General features: G+C 40.3%; 14 protein-coding genes and 1 riboswitch. Of the genes, 5 read left to right on the top strand and 9 right to left on the bottom strand.

Annotation, left to right across the window (positions count from 1 at the left end; translation table 11 throughout):
- Nucleotides 1-408 precede the first annotated feature (408 nt).
- Nucleotides 409-493, top strand: a riboswitch (cyclic di-GMP riboswitch).
- A gap of 111 nt (nt 494-604) precedes the next feature.
- On the top strand, nt 605-4,723 hold the full coding sequence (locus tag BP95_RS34215; protein ID WP_081819850.1) for a glycosyl hydrolase family 18 protein: 4,119 nt from the start codon (nt 605-607) through the stop codon (nt 4,721-4,723).
- Between the two features lie 166 nt (nt 4,724-4,889).
- On the opposite strand, the gene BP95_RS32360 is transcribed toward BP95_RS34215, so the two are convergent.
- A complete protein-coding gene (locus BP95_RS32360) occupies nt 4,890-6,008 on the bottom strand; it encodes an RICIN domain-containing protein (protein WP_231515081.1) in 1,119 nt (372 codons plus the stop codon).
- Between the two features lie 464 nt (nt 6,009-6,472).
- Between BP95_RS32360 and BP95_RS0110025 the strand changes: the two genes are divergently transcribed.
- The 3 genes from BP95_RS0110025 to BP95_RS31850 all read left to right on the top strand — a co-directional run bounded on the left by BP95_RS0110025 (nt 6,473) and on the right by BP95_RS31850 (nt 9,420).
- Entirely contained in the window at nt 6,473-7,060 is a 588-nt protein-coding gene (locus tag BP95_RS0110025; protein WP_028532056.1) for a TetR/AcrR family transcriptional regulator, read from the top strand.
- A 96-nt stretch (nt 7,061-7,156) separates the two neighbouring features.
- A complete protein-coding gene (locus tag BP95_RS33520) occupies nt 7,157-7,402 on the top strand; it encodes a hypothetical protein (protein WP_051614044.1) in 246 nt (81 codons plus the stop codon).
- A gap of 56 nt (nt 7,403-7,458) precedes the next feature.
- Complete coding sequence (locus BP95_RS31850; protein ID WP_175460850.1) at nt 7,459-9,420, top strand: serine hydrolase domain-containing protein; 1,962 nt, start codon at nt 7,459-7,461, stop codon at nt 9,418-9,420.
- Between the two features lie 402 nt (nt 9,421-9,822).
- On the opposite strand, the gene BP95_RS0110040 is transcribed toward BP95_RS31850, so the two are convergent.
- From BP95_RS0110040 to BP95_RS0110065, 5 genes are all read right to left on the bottom strand, one after another.
- Nucleotides 9,823-10,368 carry a hypothetical protein gene (locus BP95_RS0110040; protein WP_028532058.1) on the bottom strand — a complete coding sequence of 182 codons (546 nt, stop codon included), beginning with the start codon at nt 10,366-10,368 and terminating at the stop codon, nt 9,823-9,825.
- 118 nt (nt 10,369-10,486) lie between these two features.
- Entirely contained in the window at nt 10,487-11,209 is a 723-nt protein-coding gene (locus tag BP95_RS0110045) for an ATP-binding cassette domain-containing protein (protein WP_197035282.1), read from the bottom strand.
- Between the two features lie 848 nt (nt 11,210-12,057).
- A complete protein-coding gene (locus BP95_RS0110055) occupies nt 12,058-12,465 on the bottom strand; it encodes a YrvL family regulatory protein (protein WP_028532061.1) in 408 nt (135 codons plus the stop codon).
- Between the two features lie 225 nt (nt 12,466-12,690).
- Entirely contained in the window at nt 12,691-13,212 is a 522-nt protein-coding gene (locus tag BP95_RS0110060) for a hypothetical protein (protein WP_028532062.1), read from the bottom strand.
- A 462-nt stretch (nt 13,213-13,674) separates the two neighbouring features.
- A complete protein-coding gene (locus BP95_RS0110065; RefSeq protein ID WP_021255836.1) occupies nt 13,675-13,884 on the bottom strand; it encodes a helix-turn-helix domain-containing protein in 210 nt (69 codons plus the stop codon).
- Nucleotides 13,885-14,054: 170 nt separating this feature from the next.
- On the opposite strand from BP95_RS0110065, the gene BP95_RS0110070 reads away from it, so the two are divergent.
- The gene (locus BP95_RS0110070) at nt 14,055-14,342 is read left to right on the top strand and encodes a hypothetical protein (RefSeq protein WP_028532063.1); all 288 of its coding nucleotides are present in this window, start codon (nt 14,055-14,057) and stop codon (nt 14,340-14,342) included.
- Between the two features lie 85 nt (nt 14,343-14,427).
- Here BP95_RS0110070 and BP95_RS0110075 read toward each other — a convergent pair whose 3' ends face one another.
- The 3 genes from BP95_RS0110075 to BP95_RS0110085 form a co-directional block, all read right to left on the bottom strand.
- Nucleotides 14,428-14,808, bottom strand: coding sequence for a hypothetical protein (locus tag BP95_RS0110075; protein WP_028532064.1), 381 nt, complete (start codon nt 14,806-14,808; stop codon nt 14,428-14,430).
- Between the two features lie 259 nt (nt 14,809-15,067).
- Nucleotides 15,068-15,697 (bottom strand): hypothetical protein, encoded by a 630-nt coding sequence (locus tag BP95_RS0110080; protein ID WP_028532065.1) that lies wholly within the window; start codon nt 15,695-15,697, stop codon nt 15,068-15,070.
- Nucleotides 15,698-15,939: 242 nt separating this feature from the next.
- Nucleotides 15,940-16,836, bottom strand: a complete 897-nt coding sequence (locus BP95_RS0110085; protein ID WP_028532066.1) for a hypothetical protein — start codon at nt 16,834-16,836, stop codon at nt 15,940-15,942.
- Between the last annotated feature and the right edge of the window lie 407 nt (nt 16,837-17,243).

The raw sequence follows: 17,243 nt of genomic DNA on the forward strand, positions 1-17,243 counted from the left end.
GTCCAAGTACTATATAGTTGCATGAATTTTACTGATAAGGAAAGTTATATTCCGTTATCATTGTGTGAACTCTGGCTCGTTCATCCACACTACAATATATCTCCCCTCCTACCTAAGACCTACTGCCCAAACCTTGTCGGACATATGGAATATGTAAAAAAGCATAACAAGGAATAACAAGGGATCGGTGCAGTTACTAGGCTGATGTCCAGTATCAAACCATATGGAATTAACATACATCCTCTTATTCCATCCGGATTTCAACATGATATATTTCTAGTGAATAATAATATCGAACTATGTTCATATATTCACAAATAATCCGTATGACCCATTAAATAAACGTGAAACTGCTGTATATTTAACGGTGTAAACATGTATCGTTATGCAAGAGTATGCATGTTTGCAGGTATTACTAGGCAAAGCTAGGGAAATCTAGTGACGCAAAACTAAAGGGGCTAAGGAAGAAATTCTATGCCAGCCAGTTGCCGATTAATAGACCCCCATCTCTATTAGTCGTATGGTTGTTTTTGTATGATCCATGGCGAGATGCCCCACCCTAGCTGCCTATTAATAAAATCTATTGATAGGAAGTGAATAACGGATGAAGACTGGGAAAAAGCAGAGTGCACGGAGATTGTTCGCAATGACGGTAGTGACCATCATGATGTTCGTGTCTTCGTTGGCACCGGCTTATGCAGGGTCGGCTGTTTCCGCAGCACAGGAACCTGTGGTCAAAAACGCGACAAAGGAAATAAGGAATGTTATGTACTATGGCGATTGGTCGATTTGGGGAGGACAAGGGAACTTTTATCCTAAGGATATACCGGCCGATCAATTAACCCACCTGAACTATGCGTTTCTCGATTTTGATGCCCAAGGCAACCTTGTCTTTACGGATAAGGATGCGGCAGTAGAAGCGCCTGTCGGCCAGGAAGGCGTACAATGGCAAGCGGCCAATGCGGGCATCCTTATCGCCCTGCAGCAATTGCGCGCAGAAAACCCGAATCTGAAGATCGGCATTTCTCTTGGCGGATGGTCGAAATCAGGCGACTTCGCTGTCGTTGCAGCCGATGCTTCCAAACGGGCGAATCTGATCCAAAATGTCATGACATTCATCAAGTACACGAACATGGACTTCGTGGATGTCGATTGGGAGTTCCCGGCTGAAGTTCGACAGCCTGATCTGGTCGATAACAAGAACGATGAAGGCACGAAATACGCCACGCCGGAGGATAAAAACAATTATATTTTGCTCCTGCAAGATCTCAAAAACGCATTGAATAAGCAAGGAGCCCAGCTTGGGAAAGCATATGAACTGTCTGTTGCGCTTCCGGCGCCGAAGAGCAAGATCGATATCGGCATTGATGTGCCAAGACTATTCAACATTGTAGACTTCGCCAACATTATGAACTATGACATGCGCGGCGCATGGGATGAAGTAAGCGGCCACCATACTGGCTTGTATACGAATCCGAACGACCCGCTCACGGGCAACAACCTGTCGGTCGACGAAAGCGTAAAATATTTGATTGAGCAAGGTGCCGAGCCGAACAAGATTGTGATTGGGGCGGCGTACTATACTCGCGGCTGGGATAAAGTGTCGCAAGGAACCGATCCGAATCATCCGGGACTATTCGGCGAAGCTGCACTATCCGCCAAAGACGCGGATCAGTCTCCATCCCGCGGCGCCGTTGGCGAAGCAGCGCTCACCATTGGGGACGCCGGACGCCGAACGGGGATTTGGTCTTATCGCAACCTCGACAAGCTGAAGGCCACTTACCCGAATCTCAAGGAATATTGGGATGATGCAGCCAAAGCTCCCTATCTGTATGATGGGACAACTGGCGTATTCTACACCTATGACAATGAAAGATCCATTCAAGAGAAAACGAAATATGTGCTTGAGAATGGTCTGGGCGGCGTCATTGCTTGGATGGCTTCCAACGATGCACCTACTGCGAATCCTTCCAAGCGTGACAAATTAACAAAGACAACGAAAGAAGGCCTCTTCGGAAGCCAGCCGTTGACAACACATGAAATTAAATATACCAAGCTGGACGTTACGGCAGATGTGAAACCGTATACAGAAGCTTGGGGCAACAATAAAGGGGTAGAAATCACCCTTTTCAATAATGAGTCCTTGACCGAATCGAATTCTGTGTTGAGAGCCGTGGAAAGAAGCGCAAAAACGGTTAAGCTGCCGAAGCTTTACATCCAAGCCGATGGGCCGCTGACTTCCGGCGATTATTTGGCAGGTACCGTAACCAATGAGAACGGTTACACGGTCGTCGATTTGAAATCGGTCTATGATGCAAAAACGATTGAAACTGGCAGATCCTATACATTCAAACTGAAGGGAGATGCCAAGATTACAAGCATGGAGCTGGTTCAGCGGGTATCGGATAACAGCCCGGAGATGAACAGACAGCTCATTCTGGGTGATGAAGCTCCAAGCAAGAATCAACCGCCTGTATTGCATGGCATAGCAGACCTGACGCTGAAAGTCGGCGACAACTTTGACAAGCTGGCCGGTGTAACGGCTACCGACGCTGAAGACGGAGATCTGACATCACGTATTAACGTAACGGGAGAAGTCAATACGAATGCAGCCGGCAAGTATGAGCTGATTTACTCCGTTACGGACTCGCAAGGACTAACGGTCGAGAAAAAACGTACCATTACCGTTATCGAAGCTCCAAGCAAGAATCAACCGCCTGTATTGCATGGCATTGCGAATCTGACGCTTACAGTCGGCGACAGCTTTGACAAGTTGGCTGGCGTAACGGCTACGGACGCAGAAGACGGAGATCTCACATTCCACATTGCCGTGACGGGAGAAGTCGATACGAATGCAGCCGGCAAGTATGAGCTAGTGTACTCCGTTACGGATTCGCAAGGATTAACGGGCGAGAAAAAACGTACCATTACCGTTATCGAAGCGACAGCTCCGGGGTATGACTTTGGGGTTGGCCAAGGAATCGAGTGGCCGAAGCAAGTCAATTCCCCATTCATCGATATGGTTGCATGGGTTACCAAGCCGGGCTATTCCAACAACGGCGCTCCTAACCTTGCCAGAATTTCCGAGGATACCGGCGTGAAATTCTTCAATCTCGGCTTTGTTCAGCCCGTTGGGCATCAAGTAGCGGACGGCAGAGTGCAATGGGGCTGGGGAGGACATTCCTTACTAAGCGAAAAGAATCCGCAAGACACCCAATATCAAGGAATTAAGCAGTCCATCCGGGAAATTCGCGAGTTGGGCGGAGATGTCGCGATCTCGCTAGGCGGTGCGAACGGAGCTGCATTCTGGGAAGTTACTCAAGACACCGATACGCTCTTTAATACGTATATGGAGCTGGTTCAAGGCTATGGACTGACCCGATTTGACCTTGACATTGAGGGCGGCGCTCAGAACAAAGACATGAATATCGCCAACGCAAAGGCGATTAAGAAGCTGCAGGATGCAACGGGCGTAGATATCGTATTAACACTCCCTGTACTGCCAAGCGGTCTGACTTCTGTTCAACTGGATGTGTTGGAAGCTTACTTGTCTGCTGGCGTGGATGTCCACGTCGTGAACATCATGACGATGAACTACGGCAATGGTACGCTCCAGCCTGGCGAAAACTATGGCTCCGCTTCGCTGAGAGCCGTTGATTCAACGAAAAATCAAGTGAAGCAATACTACAAGCAATTCGCCAACATCGATCTAACCGATCAAGAGGCTTACGGAATCATTGGTACGACACCATCTATCGGGTTCGAAAGCAACCTTCATCCGATCTTTACGACAGAGTGGTCGCAGTTGGTTGTGGATCATGCGATCGAGAAAGGGCTGGCGATGACCTCCTTCTGGTCGATGAACCGGGATGCGATGTTGGAAAACAACAGCGGCGTAACGGCGCAATATCAATTTACCGATATTTTTAAGACATTCGGAAATGGAAGCATTCCGCCGGTAATTTCAAAACCTGTGATTCATGGTGCAGCAGATAAAACGATCTTCGTGGGCGAGCAATTTGATCCGAGAGACGGAGTTACCGCTACGGACAAACAGGATGGCGACCTGACCGATCGCATCGTGATCGAAGGAGCGGTTGACTCCTCTACCCCAGGAGCCTATAAGCTGGTATACACCGTAGAGAACAGCCAAGGACAGCAAGCAGTTGCTGAACGTACGATCACTGTGGCAGAAAAGATCAATCACAAGCCAGTGATTCATGGCGCTACGGATAAAACAATTCTCGTGGGCGATCACTTCGATCCGAAAGAAGGAGTTACCGCTGCGGATGAAGAGGACGGCGACCTGACCGATCGCATCGCGATCGAAGGAACGGTTGACTCCTCTACTCCGGGAACCTACAAACTGGTGTACACTGTAGAAGACAATCAAGGCCTGCAAGCCTTGGCAGAGAGGAATATTACCGTTACCGACGGGCTTGCGGATACGTATGATCCGAACAAGATCTACTATGAGGGTGATACGGTTATCTACAAAGGAGAGAAATACACAGCAAATTGGTGGGTACGAGGCGAAGCGCCGGATAACTCCATAGCATGGCATAAAGAAGTGAATCCAAACGAAGACGGCAGTGTAGATTACGTGCCGGGCAATGTATATGTGAAAGGCGATTTGGTTCGCTATGAGGGCAAGCTCTACCTAGCCGAGTGGTGGACGAAGAGCATTCCGGGCAGCGATGAATCCTGGAAGCTTGTAGAATAATAGCAAGACGCAACGGGACTGACCCTTCACGGGTTAGTCCCTTTTGATAATCAAGTCAAATCTTACATATTCCGGCTAAGGGCCAACGTCCTTCCGATTACACGAAAATATGAAAAAAACAGCTAGATCAATTAGATCTAACTGGTCATATGAATTCCTACCCCTATTATTTTAAAAGTACCAACTTCCACTTTTGAGCAGCGCTCCCATTATCCGTCCAGATTTGCACGTTCGTACCGTCGTTCGTGCCTGATGCGGATACATCCAGAGCCTTATTGCTGTTACTATTAATTAGTTTATACGAGCCATCTGTATTACGCATTAAGCTCCATTTCTGTGCACCTGAACCGTTGTCATCCCAAATCTGTACGTTTGTACCGTCTGCTGTCCCCGAACTTGTCACATCCAGTGCTTTGGCACTAACCGCGTTAATCAGTTTATATGTGCCGTCTTGGTTTCGATACACGGTCCAACGTTGAGCTGCTGATCCGTTATCTGAATAAATCTGAACATTTGTGCCATTCGCTGCCCCTGCTCCTTGAACATCCAATGCTTTTCCACTGTTTACATTAATTAATTTATAGGGTCTTCCCACAAGCACATCGTTGCTAGTCAAGTTTGGATCCTTTGAATATTGCTGCCATAACTGATCGACAGTCTGGCCAGTTAACTTCACCCATAATTGTTCACTATAAGTCCGATTACGAAGATTGGAGTCCATCTCATTGACGATCGACGGACGGATCCGATTTTCCAGCCATACGAAAAAGCGAGCTGTAACTTGGTAACTATCCGTATATTTATGATTAGGGCTATAATTAGGCAGAACCCATCCTGCCGGCCCATTATTTACGCCATATTTGTAACGGGCATAGTCCGCGATCCCTTCGGTTAACCATCCCGGGCTCCCCCCAGGATAGGCTTGAACGATATGCATTAACTCATGGGTCACCGTATCAATATCTTCCGGATTCTTTCGCAGCCAATTAGAGCTGAATCTAACATTGCCCCCTCCTGCTTCCGCAACACCAGAGTATGTCGGATCAATTGTAAAATGTACTTTGCGAACTGCCTGACCATTGAAACGTGCAACCATCTGAGGATATACGATAAAGAAGGTATCAATCATTCGTTGTTTCACTGTCGAATCAAAAGAAGGATCCTCGTTATTCACTTCTAATGTGTAGGTTCCGTCTGTGTAGGAAGCAGTCTCGGCAGAGACCACCATTACTTCAGAACTGAATAGTACCAGCATCATCAAAATCATTGACAATTTTCGAATCAAATCCTATTCCTCCTTGTTTGAACCTTACTAGCTCTGTTTTGGCCACATAACACCAGGGGCATGCGATATCGCTGATAATTTCCACCTTCGAAACGTTCCTCCTTCCCACCCTATAATCCACAGCTGTTCCGTTACTTTCGCGATAATGGTTCCTCCAAAAGCCGTCGCCCACCAGGGAATATTATGCAGATTATTCTTTTTTATGTAGTCTACTACTGATTTTGTGATCTCTTCATGGGTTACTTTAGGATCGATCTTGGCTCCACTCAGGAGTGTAGACCGTAGACCCCACATCGTATCCGTTCAAACCCCTTCGAAAGTAGTAAATCTAGATCACTTTTTATGATTTTCGTTAATTATTATCAAGCAAAATATATCTGTTGACAGCTATTACAAGAGAGCGTATGATTCTATCATGAATTAAAAAATAAATTTATTCATAATAAAATAAGGCGGTGTAATGGATGACAAGAGGACCGAAAGGCTTTTCTGATGAAGAAAAAGTTGAGCTAAGAACAAGGCTTTGTACGGAATGTGAGCGGAGTTGGGCATTGCATGGATACAAGAAAACAAGTATTGGTGAATTAACAGCAAAAATAGGAATATCAACAGGAGCATTTTATTTATTGTATTCGGCTAAAGAGGATTTGTTTTGCGACACCTTAGAGCGCGTGCAAAATAGGTTAAAAAGCAAATTGCTAGAAATTATTAATAGTAAAAGGGGCAAAGCTGGTTTTATTAGTTCCATGAAATGGCATTTCGAAGAATTTGATAAATTACCATTTCTATATGATCTGGGAACTCCAGATTTCTTGGCCTTTTTAAACAAATTACCTAAAGACCGTATCGAAAAACTACACTTTGATAGCGAAACTTTTTTCTACGATACCATTGATCTTGCAGGACTCAGACTGAAAATTGAAAAAGAAAAAGCATATGCTGTAATAGGTTCGATGCTATTTATGGTGACATTGAAAGATAAACTTGCTTATGACCGTTTTGAAGTATTTGAATTTCTATTAAATAGTACGATAGATCAAATTTTTGAATAAAGAGAGAAATATAGCACCAGTATTCATTATTTTAAATATTGCTGTCGGCATTTCTAACTGGGGTGCTTCTTATTTCATATGTTAGGAGTGAAAGATATGATGATTGATAAAGTGTTTAGCAGCATAAATAGCGCGTGTAAAAAGGCTGGGGAACGGGCAGGAATTTCTATCAGCTTTCCCAAACCCAGCAAACGGTCATTCCTAATAAGTTCACTTACAAATGGGATAACGGGGATTGTTTTTATGCTAGTTGGAATTTTCTTATCATATAAATGGATGCTAGCGCTAGGTGTATTAGGCATTGCAGGCAGTGTAGTAACAGGTATACAAGCAAGGAGATAAAACTGGTGTTTCTAAAAATATATGAAGATTACATAATGGAAATAAGGAGACTTGTAATGAAAAAAATAAATAGGCTGGTTGCTTTTGTAACTATCGTAATTTCAATTTTCAGTTACTTTTTCTACTCTCCCATGTCAGCATTTGCAAGTACTGAAATAACTCCATCAGGTGTGGATATTTCAAAAATCGAAACAATAGTTGATGATATTATGGAAGGTAAAATAGGGGTTACCGTACCGGGAGCGGCAGTTTCTATAGTTAAAGAGGGAAAGCTAATTTTCAGCAAAGGGTATGGGGTAGCAAACATAGAGAAGAATATTCCTGTTGATCCCACATCTACTGTATTTGAAATTGGATCGGTCAGCAAAATTTTTACATGGACAGCAGTAATGCAACTAGTTGAACAAGGAAAGATCGATCTACATACAGATATACGAGAATATATCGGGTATGATCGCCTTAATTTGGTTTATGATAAACCAATTACGATATTAGATTTAATGAACCATACCGCAGGGTTTGAAGAAAATGCAAGCGAAATGCTTACTTTTGATAAAGAAAAAGTTATTCCTCTTGAAAAATGGGTGAGTGCAAAACATCAGCCCAAACAAATATATGAACCGGGAACGGTTATCGCATATTCTAACTTCGGTACAGACATTGCCGGATATATAGTGGAAATTAAGTCTGGGGAACTCTTTGAAGAATATGTAAAAAACCATATCTTTGATCCTTTGCATATGCAAAGAAGTACTGCCTATGCAAATTATTATCACCTGCCTGGGTTTGCAGAAAATAAAAGCAAGGGTTATGGCAGTGCGTCAGAAGGATTCGAGCTGCTACCAGAAAACTTTTTAAATGAAGCACCTGCCGGCGCGATTACCTCAACCGCAGAAGACATGGCAAAGTTTATGATCGCACAAATGGATTATGAGGGTGCTTTAGATAACTCATTATTTAACTCGCCTCAAACGCTTAAAGAAATGCATGCCGATTCCCTTTCTGTTTCTGCCGGTATGCCTTCTAATGCCCATGGGTTTTGGCAGCGTCAGGAAAACGGAGCTCGCTTGCTGGAACATGGAGGGAATACAACCAATTTTTCTGCATTTTTAAGTCTCCTCCCGGAAGAGAATTTCGGTGTTAGTGTGCTTACCAACGTAGCTGGAGAATCGGGTGGTGTGCGGACTGAAATTGTAGATAAGCTTTCTGCCCAATTTTCTCATCAAGCAAAGGTTACTGTGCCAAATCTCCATACCCAAGATCTCAGTGGAACTTATTATTCGGGCCGAATGATTCATAGCAACTTCCTGTCAAGTTTATATTTGCTTTCTGGTGATAGTATTGTGGTAAAGGACATGGGGAACGGGGAAATTGAAGTACGGCCTTCCATCGATCCAAATCGAGAAACACTTCACTTTGCAGAGGTCGCCCCCTTGGTTTTTGAACGAATGGATTCCAATCCATCTATATTGGAACGAAGCGGTGGGTCTCTTGCATTTTTATCCTTTGAGTTAGATGAAAACGGTCAGGTTGAAAAAGTTCGCACAGGAAATATTAGGGACTATCTAAAAATGCCGTTATACAAAAACATCCAAATTAATCAGATTGCTTTTGTTTTTTGTATAATAATTTTTATTACAGGCTCCATCGCTGCACTCGTATCCGTCATTTTATTGAGAAAACGCAAAAAGCAGGGAATCTCTCTTCATATACCGGCATATAAACAAACAAATCTATTACCGGTTATCGGTCTATTATGTATGGTTAACATGATAGTAACTATAACGAGGTTTATGTCGGCTATGTCCTCTCCAATTGGAGATTTTAGGATACACCTAATAATCAATGCTGTTTTTTCTATTGGCATGGTAATTGCAGCTATCCCTATTTTACGATCATTTAGGGATAAGCAAGTTAGCAGAAAAAGAAAAATATGGAATGCTATATTGGTAGCAACTATCTGTATGTTCATTTTATTGATGATTCAGTACCGCTTTCTGTTGTTTTGGACTATATAAATAGTCGCCAAAAGAAACGGTTCGAAAGAATCAGAAAGGATAATTGCGTAAAGACTTTTCCTATAATCATAGGGTACTTCGTACCCGAAACGAACGCGAACATTTTCAAGAAGCCAACTATTGTAGCTGGCTTCTTTTTTCATCATATCCTCACCTCGAGTACATCTCTTTTAATCCTTGATTTCCAAGCCTCGTGCTACCTTCCAATTATGAGGGAGAACTTACAAGCTACAAGTTTCTGTTCCTGTGAGTTCATTACACAGCTCAACTACCGGGTACATCAAGGGAAAGAGAATTTCCTTGATTATCGATTTCTAAATAAACATCCACACTGTTCACCCCTTTCCTGGTCTTATGAACGTAGATTGAATCTTTTCGCTTGCCTGTACCTTATCTATGTCATCATTTCTTTTTTCTGTTTTTAATAATATATCTCTTGATCACGTATTCAAAACCAACGCATATTTGACCAAGAACCAAAAGAAGAACGGAGATATAAAAAGCGGTGTCCAATCCCGAAATAGATACATACGGAAAAATGTTAAAAACAAAGTAAATAACTAACGTATCTCCAATCACATTGACAATGTGACTAATCACTCGAGTAGGCTTTTTTTTCAAGAGGGCCAATAATAACGCATAAATGAACGGATGTATAAATGATTCTACTAGCAGAAACAAGAGAATTATGTACATCGAAACTGTGAACGCGGCATAATGATTTGGGAATGTGAGTGTGTGGTTTAATGCTCCGATTCCGGTTAACAATAGTGCGAATAATCCAGCCAACAACGAAACGATTGTGAGTAATAAAAGCGCCAACACTGGTATGAGCCACAACTTTACTTTAAATGGCGGCTTGGGTTCATTATCCTCACGATTGACTATATAATTCATAAGATGTAAAAAACCAATAAAAATAATGATCACAAACAGTAAATAGGTCATACCATCTCCCCCTCCAATTAACATAAGTAAAAGGACACAATAGAGCTTTTTATTTGCTCTACTGTGCCCTGCCCATCTGAATTCTTCTGATGTAAAATGTTTTGGGTGGACTTTATCATTACTCTGCTTGATGTAGCAAGAGGTTTTGATAAAATGCTGAGTCTGGATCGCCGTTTTCGCCTTTTTCGGTAAACTGCTCATACGTTCCTTGAAATCTTATACTCCCTTTATGCAATAAATGAATTTTACAATGTATATTTCGAAATTCATGTAAAGTGTGAGTAGAAAGAATGACTGTAGAACTTGTACCAAGAGTAAGCCTTTCTATTCTTTTTAAAATTTGCAATCTTGCTTCGGGATCAACTCCGGAAGTCGGTTCATCGAATACATACAGCTTCCTTTGCATAAGCGTTACCGCCAAAATACTTAAGTATCGGCGCTCTCCTATAGATAACTGACCAAATTGGGTGTCCCAAACTCTTTCCATTAACTCAATTTCCGAAGTTTCCATGTATTTATCGGTATAAGGAGTATTCGAAACTTCTATACTATTATTGTGATCCGTGTACAAAAAAAACCGAAACAAATCCTTCCCTTTCAAAGTCGAAGGAAACGATAACCCCTGTAACTGATAAATAATTTCAGAATGGTTAGGTACACCGTTGATTTCTCCGGGTCTTGGGATAACATTTGTAATCAAATCAAAAAGCGTCGTCTTGCCGGAACCGTTTTTTCCTATAATGACGTTTACTATACCCGGTTTAAAATCTACATTTAAATTCTCCAAATTACTCTTATTACAATTCTTATGCCTATAATTTAAATTCTCAATTGTAATCATATACCTGCCCCAATTCATGTTCGATTTGTCGGGGATACGATTCTTGTATATCTCATCCCCAAAAGTCCGATAGCCGTATATAAAATCAAGCCGAATACGATATGAGCCGCGCCAAAATTCATATATTCCCTACCCGTTATGAATTCTGCTATTAATAGATTCAAAGCTCTAACCAGTTCTAATGGATTAATATATAGCAGCAGGATTCCCCACGACAATGAATGCGACAAATTATTAGCGGTTACTAACAAAAATACAAGTAGGAGCATATTCAATACAGTAACTAGTGATTCTTGCTTCATCGGGAAAATCATAAGTATCAAAAAGAAGAACATTACCGGTATTGCCCCGCATAAGCCCGCTACAACGGAACTAAACATAAACAATATAATATCTATAGGGTTATGTAGACTACATAAGCTGGTCACTAGAGAAAAGATGAGGATCGAAAGAAGCAGAAAGGATAATTGCGTAAAGACTTTTCCTATAATCATAGGGTACTTCGTGCCCGAAACGAATGCGAACATTTTCAAGAAGCCATCTTCTCTCATACGGATCAAACTTGTCGTAACCTCAATAGACATGACGAATGTAATATAGGCTAAGAACATGCTGGCTTGGTATTGAAAAAAAGATGCTTCTGGACTATTCATGATCCAATTGTAATGATATACGAAGAAAAGAATTAAGGGTAAAAGCAAGTACCACAAAAAACTCACTTTCTGATTCAACGTTATTTTTGCATACAATCGAATATACTCTCGAACAACTGACAATGTAACGTTCACTCCCCATTAGCCGAATGGAATCACTTGTTTTGCAAACTCATTATTTTGCTTCTTCTCTTATCAACGATCATGGTCTTTTTTCTGAAAAAGTAAAATATCAATCAAATAGATAATAAGAACAAAACCAATCTTAGAAAAAATAGAAAAATGAACGGACGTCATCCATTCATCAATCAGATGAACAGCAACAAAATCGAGGAGTATTCGGAAAATAGCGTCATGATACTGCTTAAATTGCTGACCAGTAGAGAGGAAATACCTTGTCTTCATAAAAATAAATAATACTTTGGCAACCGCATCAGCAACGAACGATAAACCGATAAACAGAAATACCGATGCCCACGATTCGTATTGAATCCCTAATACCTCGAAAATACCAATATGGAAGAATAGGAAAAAGGCAGCCACACCAAGCAGAATAATGAGCAATAGTATACTTACTATCACATTAGGAATTATCTTTCTCATGATCTCTTTATTCCTTTTCGTTTTTACATTCACCATCATTTATTTGTAAACGGCCGAGAAGTCGAAAATAACGCCCCGGTTATTTAATTCAAGATCTGCTTCTTGTCTTATTGCTTTTATTCTACTTGCACTTATTTTTCTCTCCCACTAATTGGAGCCGGTTCAGTATGTCCGAGGTATCAATATAGGTCAATATAGGTCAATATAGTGTTATCTGCTGTTACACTACTTAGATTCTGCATTAAATTCCCCAATCATGTTTACATCTTGGAGCCCTAGTCTCCTTATGCGTTCATCAATAAGATTCTGTCCTTCAGTTGATTTAAAAAATTCGCTTACTTCATTTCTTGTAAACATAGTTTTATTAGATAAAGACTTTCTAGTCCTCTCTGTTTTAAAACCGATTAACGTTATTGCAAGTCCTAAGCTAATTAATGAAATTGCGTCACTCCATGCATTAACAGTCTTAACGGGAATGTCAATTTTTAAATTTGGCAAAACTATTATTGCGATTACTGCACATCCTAGAGAAGTTGAGCGTAGAACTGTTAAATTATTGACCTTGATACCTCTCTTTTCTTTTATTCCTTCTAAAACGTATTCAATTACGTCCAATAGTATTAAAAAGAAAGCTGCAATGGATACATATAATAACCACTTCCCAGTTGCATTAATTATTGGTGTTAGCCTTAATACTGATAAAATAATAAAACCAATGCCAACTACTTTCGTGAACGTGGTAGTCAAGAGGTTCCCTCCTTACATTTTATTTGGGCTTTGGGGAATTGTAGATAAAGTTCTTGTACTACCGATCCAGAGAACCTTAAGGCGCTTCAGCGCCGGTCGCGATGCGGTTAGTCGGTGCAGGTTGTTCACTGAAGCCCCTATTATGCTTCCTGGAACAACTTTTGCAACGCTTGGCTCAATCCGGTATTCGGCAGATTCCAATAATTTTTCTCTTATATGTTCTTTATCTTCATTTTGCAGGGTCTTCACCTCTTAGTAATGATTTCGCCTAACGTTCTCGTATGTACGACACGACCCGGCCTTTAGATAACTCTTATCTTAGGTCGGGTCGGTGTTGTTTTAATATTCTGTTTTTTAGCATCTGGCAACCAAGGGGCTAAAAGCCCTGCAGCGTAGATGCATTGTTATACGACGGGGTACTTCTTTGAACCACAAATCTTTGCACTTTTATTTTAGGTTCTTTCACTTCATTCGTTCAGGAATATGCTCCAACAAATCACCAGGTTGACAATTTAGTGCTGAGCAAATTTTATCAATTACTTCTAATGAAACATATTCATTCGTATTTAACTTGGCCATTGTTGCAGAAGAAATCCCTGTCATTTTCAATAAATCTTGCTTCTTTATTTCCCTATCTATCAGCAATTTTTGTAATGGTTTATAACTGATCATCGTGAACTCCTCACAAAGTAGTTAAATATTTCTTTAATTATATTGAACAATCTTTACTTAATCAAAATTATATTTGTGTTCTCTTGACTATATTCTTCAATATGTTAAACTTTTACTCATGAAAACAAACTTTACTTTGTAATCTTAAATGATACTAGGAGGACTTATTCTTGCAAAATTCATTGGAGATAAATATTGATCCACTAGTTCGTGCTCGATTAAAATCATTGCACAGCAACCTTACAAATACAGATACTGATTTTTTACGATTTTCAAATGAAGCCATACAACACTATAAAGCAATCCGAGAAGCCCTGCCTGACAACCTCCAACATACCTTTTTCCTCTATGAAAATGCCCAAAGCTCTAAACAAACATTACTCGAAAGTAAAATTTATCTACATGGTTTCAAAGATGCCATATATCTCTTTGAAGAACTACATAGTTCTAGATTTTAAAAGCTTTTAAACGAAGTGGGTTAATAGAACAGCGATTTTATGAGGAGAGGCAGGTATATATAAGCTAACTAGCATCAAGAAGTCCTTATGTCGAGCTCAAATAATTATGCCTCCTTGCTAGTTCCCATTTCATAAATAAATTTATATCACTTATAGCATCTAATATTGTACCTTTATGTTCTATATTATTTTTTAGTTCTTTCAAAATGATTGGTTTTACTAGTCTTTTATCCAACTGTTTTTTAGTTCTTGCTATATGTGCTAACCCCAATATAGAATTCGCTCTTACATGTGGATTATCATGTTGCGCTAATTTAAGACATATATCTTGAGCAAACTTCCAATTGTGATGATACATTCCAACTGAAAGTGCTAAATACATTAGTTCTTCTACTTCTTGACGAGTTAGAATATCTTTTATTTCCTGATCTGTATATTCTTCGATATGCTTATAGATTCGCTTCATAGTACTTGCTCCTAGATATAATCTTATCATTCCTAGCTGATTTTACAAACATCGCTCATACCCATGGCGCCCCGCCACCTTCAGGTCACAAAGTGACCAGCCGCGATCCGTTTAAATGACATGGGTGTGTCCAGATGGAAATTTTTTAAACAACGCTGATGTACCTCACCGAAAATGCATCGATATCCTACCGGATCAAGAACCGATTACTCGATGTGTGAATGATGCTATGTGAGATAGACGCCTTCTTGAAAATCAATCACCAAGGTTCTGTAATCCATGTTTCTTTCCGAGCTATTAATAATTCATTGTCCTGAAGATTCGAGAAAAATATTGACTCGTCGATAGCCTCATAATATTTCATAATGTCTTTATTTATTATTGCAGCATCAAACATCCATATATTTTCCAAGTCGTTCTGTACAAATGCTTCCCAAGGACGGCCATCCGTTGCTTCATTAGTAAAATACACACCAGATTGATTAGAGAAATGTGAGAATGCATTCATTAACTTCCAAATCACTGATCTATGTTCTTCTCTTAATACGTAATCTGAATGACATTGTACAATCTCCTCTGTCCAAAGGAGAAGGCTAACTTCAAGCCAAGACTGCTGCAATTCTTTGAATACTTTTGAAGTCCATCCCATAACAAAAGGACGAATGTGTATAAGTTGTCCAGCGATCATAAGTTCTTTTGTTACTTCTCCTCCGCTCACATACTTAGAGCCATCCTCATCTATCACCCATTCTAGTCCATTAAAAGAAGAAATCACTTCAGCGTCTTGAATTCCGCAGTCATTTAATGTGCTTATAAAGTCAAGCATAATCTCTTTTATATTGCTTTGATCGCACTTTATATAGGTTTGAACTTGAGAATATTCAGGCATCTTATCCCTCACTTCATCATTTCGTTTATTTCACCTAACGTTCTTGTATCTACGAACCTAGGAAACAAAAGGCGCGTATGCATCGGGTCCGACGGACTTAGCCAGTCCAGGGTTGCGAGCTGAGTCCGCTTCGCTCCTTGCCACATCTGGCGAACCAATGGCGTAGTTATGATGTTATAGGATGTCAGCGCCTTCTTTGAGTTACTTACACTTTCTTATTCTTGATCACCAAACTCAAATTTTTAATTACTAGCAAACTTCTCCAACTCATAAAAATCTTCTTCTGTTATTATGGATTCTCTTTCCCCTATTCGTTCTATTAAAATGTAGTTCCTCCCAAATTTCTGCGTACATCGATAGTTCATCCAGTTATAAACAAGATCCCTCAAATGTTTTATAACTTCATTAATTGTAGGCATTTTATTAGGTGGAGGTGTATTGCTTGTACCATGTCTTGAAAGTAATCCTGATGCTGTTTTTGAATTAATGAATTGGGCGAGATTATAAATCTGAGAGAAAGAATCAACTAGCTCCTGAGGATACTCCGTATCGTTTCTAAATACTACTTTCCCATTATTAGTTTTAACCTGAAGATCAGCTTTTACATTTTCATATATCTTATAGGTATTAACCAATAAATTTAAATTGTTCTCATAAGCTAAGGTAAATAACAGTATATTTTCCCTTGCAAGTGGTTCATCAATCAGAATTTGAATGAAATCTAAATTCATATTTGGTTCCATCTTTGCGTCTCTTGGAATGTATCCTTCAATTCCGTTTGTATCAAATGGATTAGATAGTTCATCTAAAAGCAACTCCAAACCTATTTCTGGAGAAGATTCAACTCGAAATTTTCTGTCTCCTGTGACGTAATACAACTGAGAATCGGGATATATGTACTCTGAATTTGTTATTAATTGCAAACCACTAAAATATCTTAACAAAGTTTTAAGTCTAATAGCTGCCCTAGCTTTTTCTGAATGACCTAAACTAGTGACATGTTTAGATGAAAATCGAACTTTGAAATCAGCCATATCTACGTCACCGTGATAAAAAATAAAGTGCGGATACAAATTATAATGCGAGAGCCCTGCATTCCCTTGCACATGTAATTCCCAATGATTGTCGTTTGTGTTCATAAAAATCATCCTTTAGTGATTTTATTGTTTGTTTGTTTTTTATTTGCAGATAAATTTATTATAGCGCTGATTTCCTATAACGTTCTTGGATCTACGACCTGAGTAACTTAAGGTGCGATTACGCCGGGGCCAATTGGCTTAGCCTCGCAGGATTGTTGGCCGATTCATCTTCTCTTCACTTCTCGCGAACCAAGGACGTAGTCCACACGTAGATACGGTGTTATCTAGGGATGCCATCTTCGAGATTCTTTCAATTGTGAATAACTACGTCTTTTTGGTTTCAACATTTTTTCAATCCTTTGATACATCTTTTCTGATATGGTACTATATATGTAATAAAGACCAAGTGCGCTAACACTTGGTCCATACAATTGGCTTGGATGGGTAATCCCTTCTTAGTCATTCAT

Origin of the sequence: Paenibacillus sp. UNC217MF (assembly GCF_000686865.1) — a bacterium.
Taxonomy (GTDB): domain Bacteria; phylum Bacillota; class Bacilli; order Paenibacillales; family Paenibacillaceae; genus Paenibacillus_B; species Paenibacillus_B suaedae.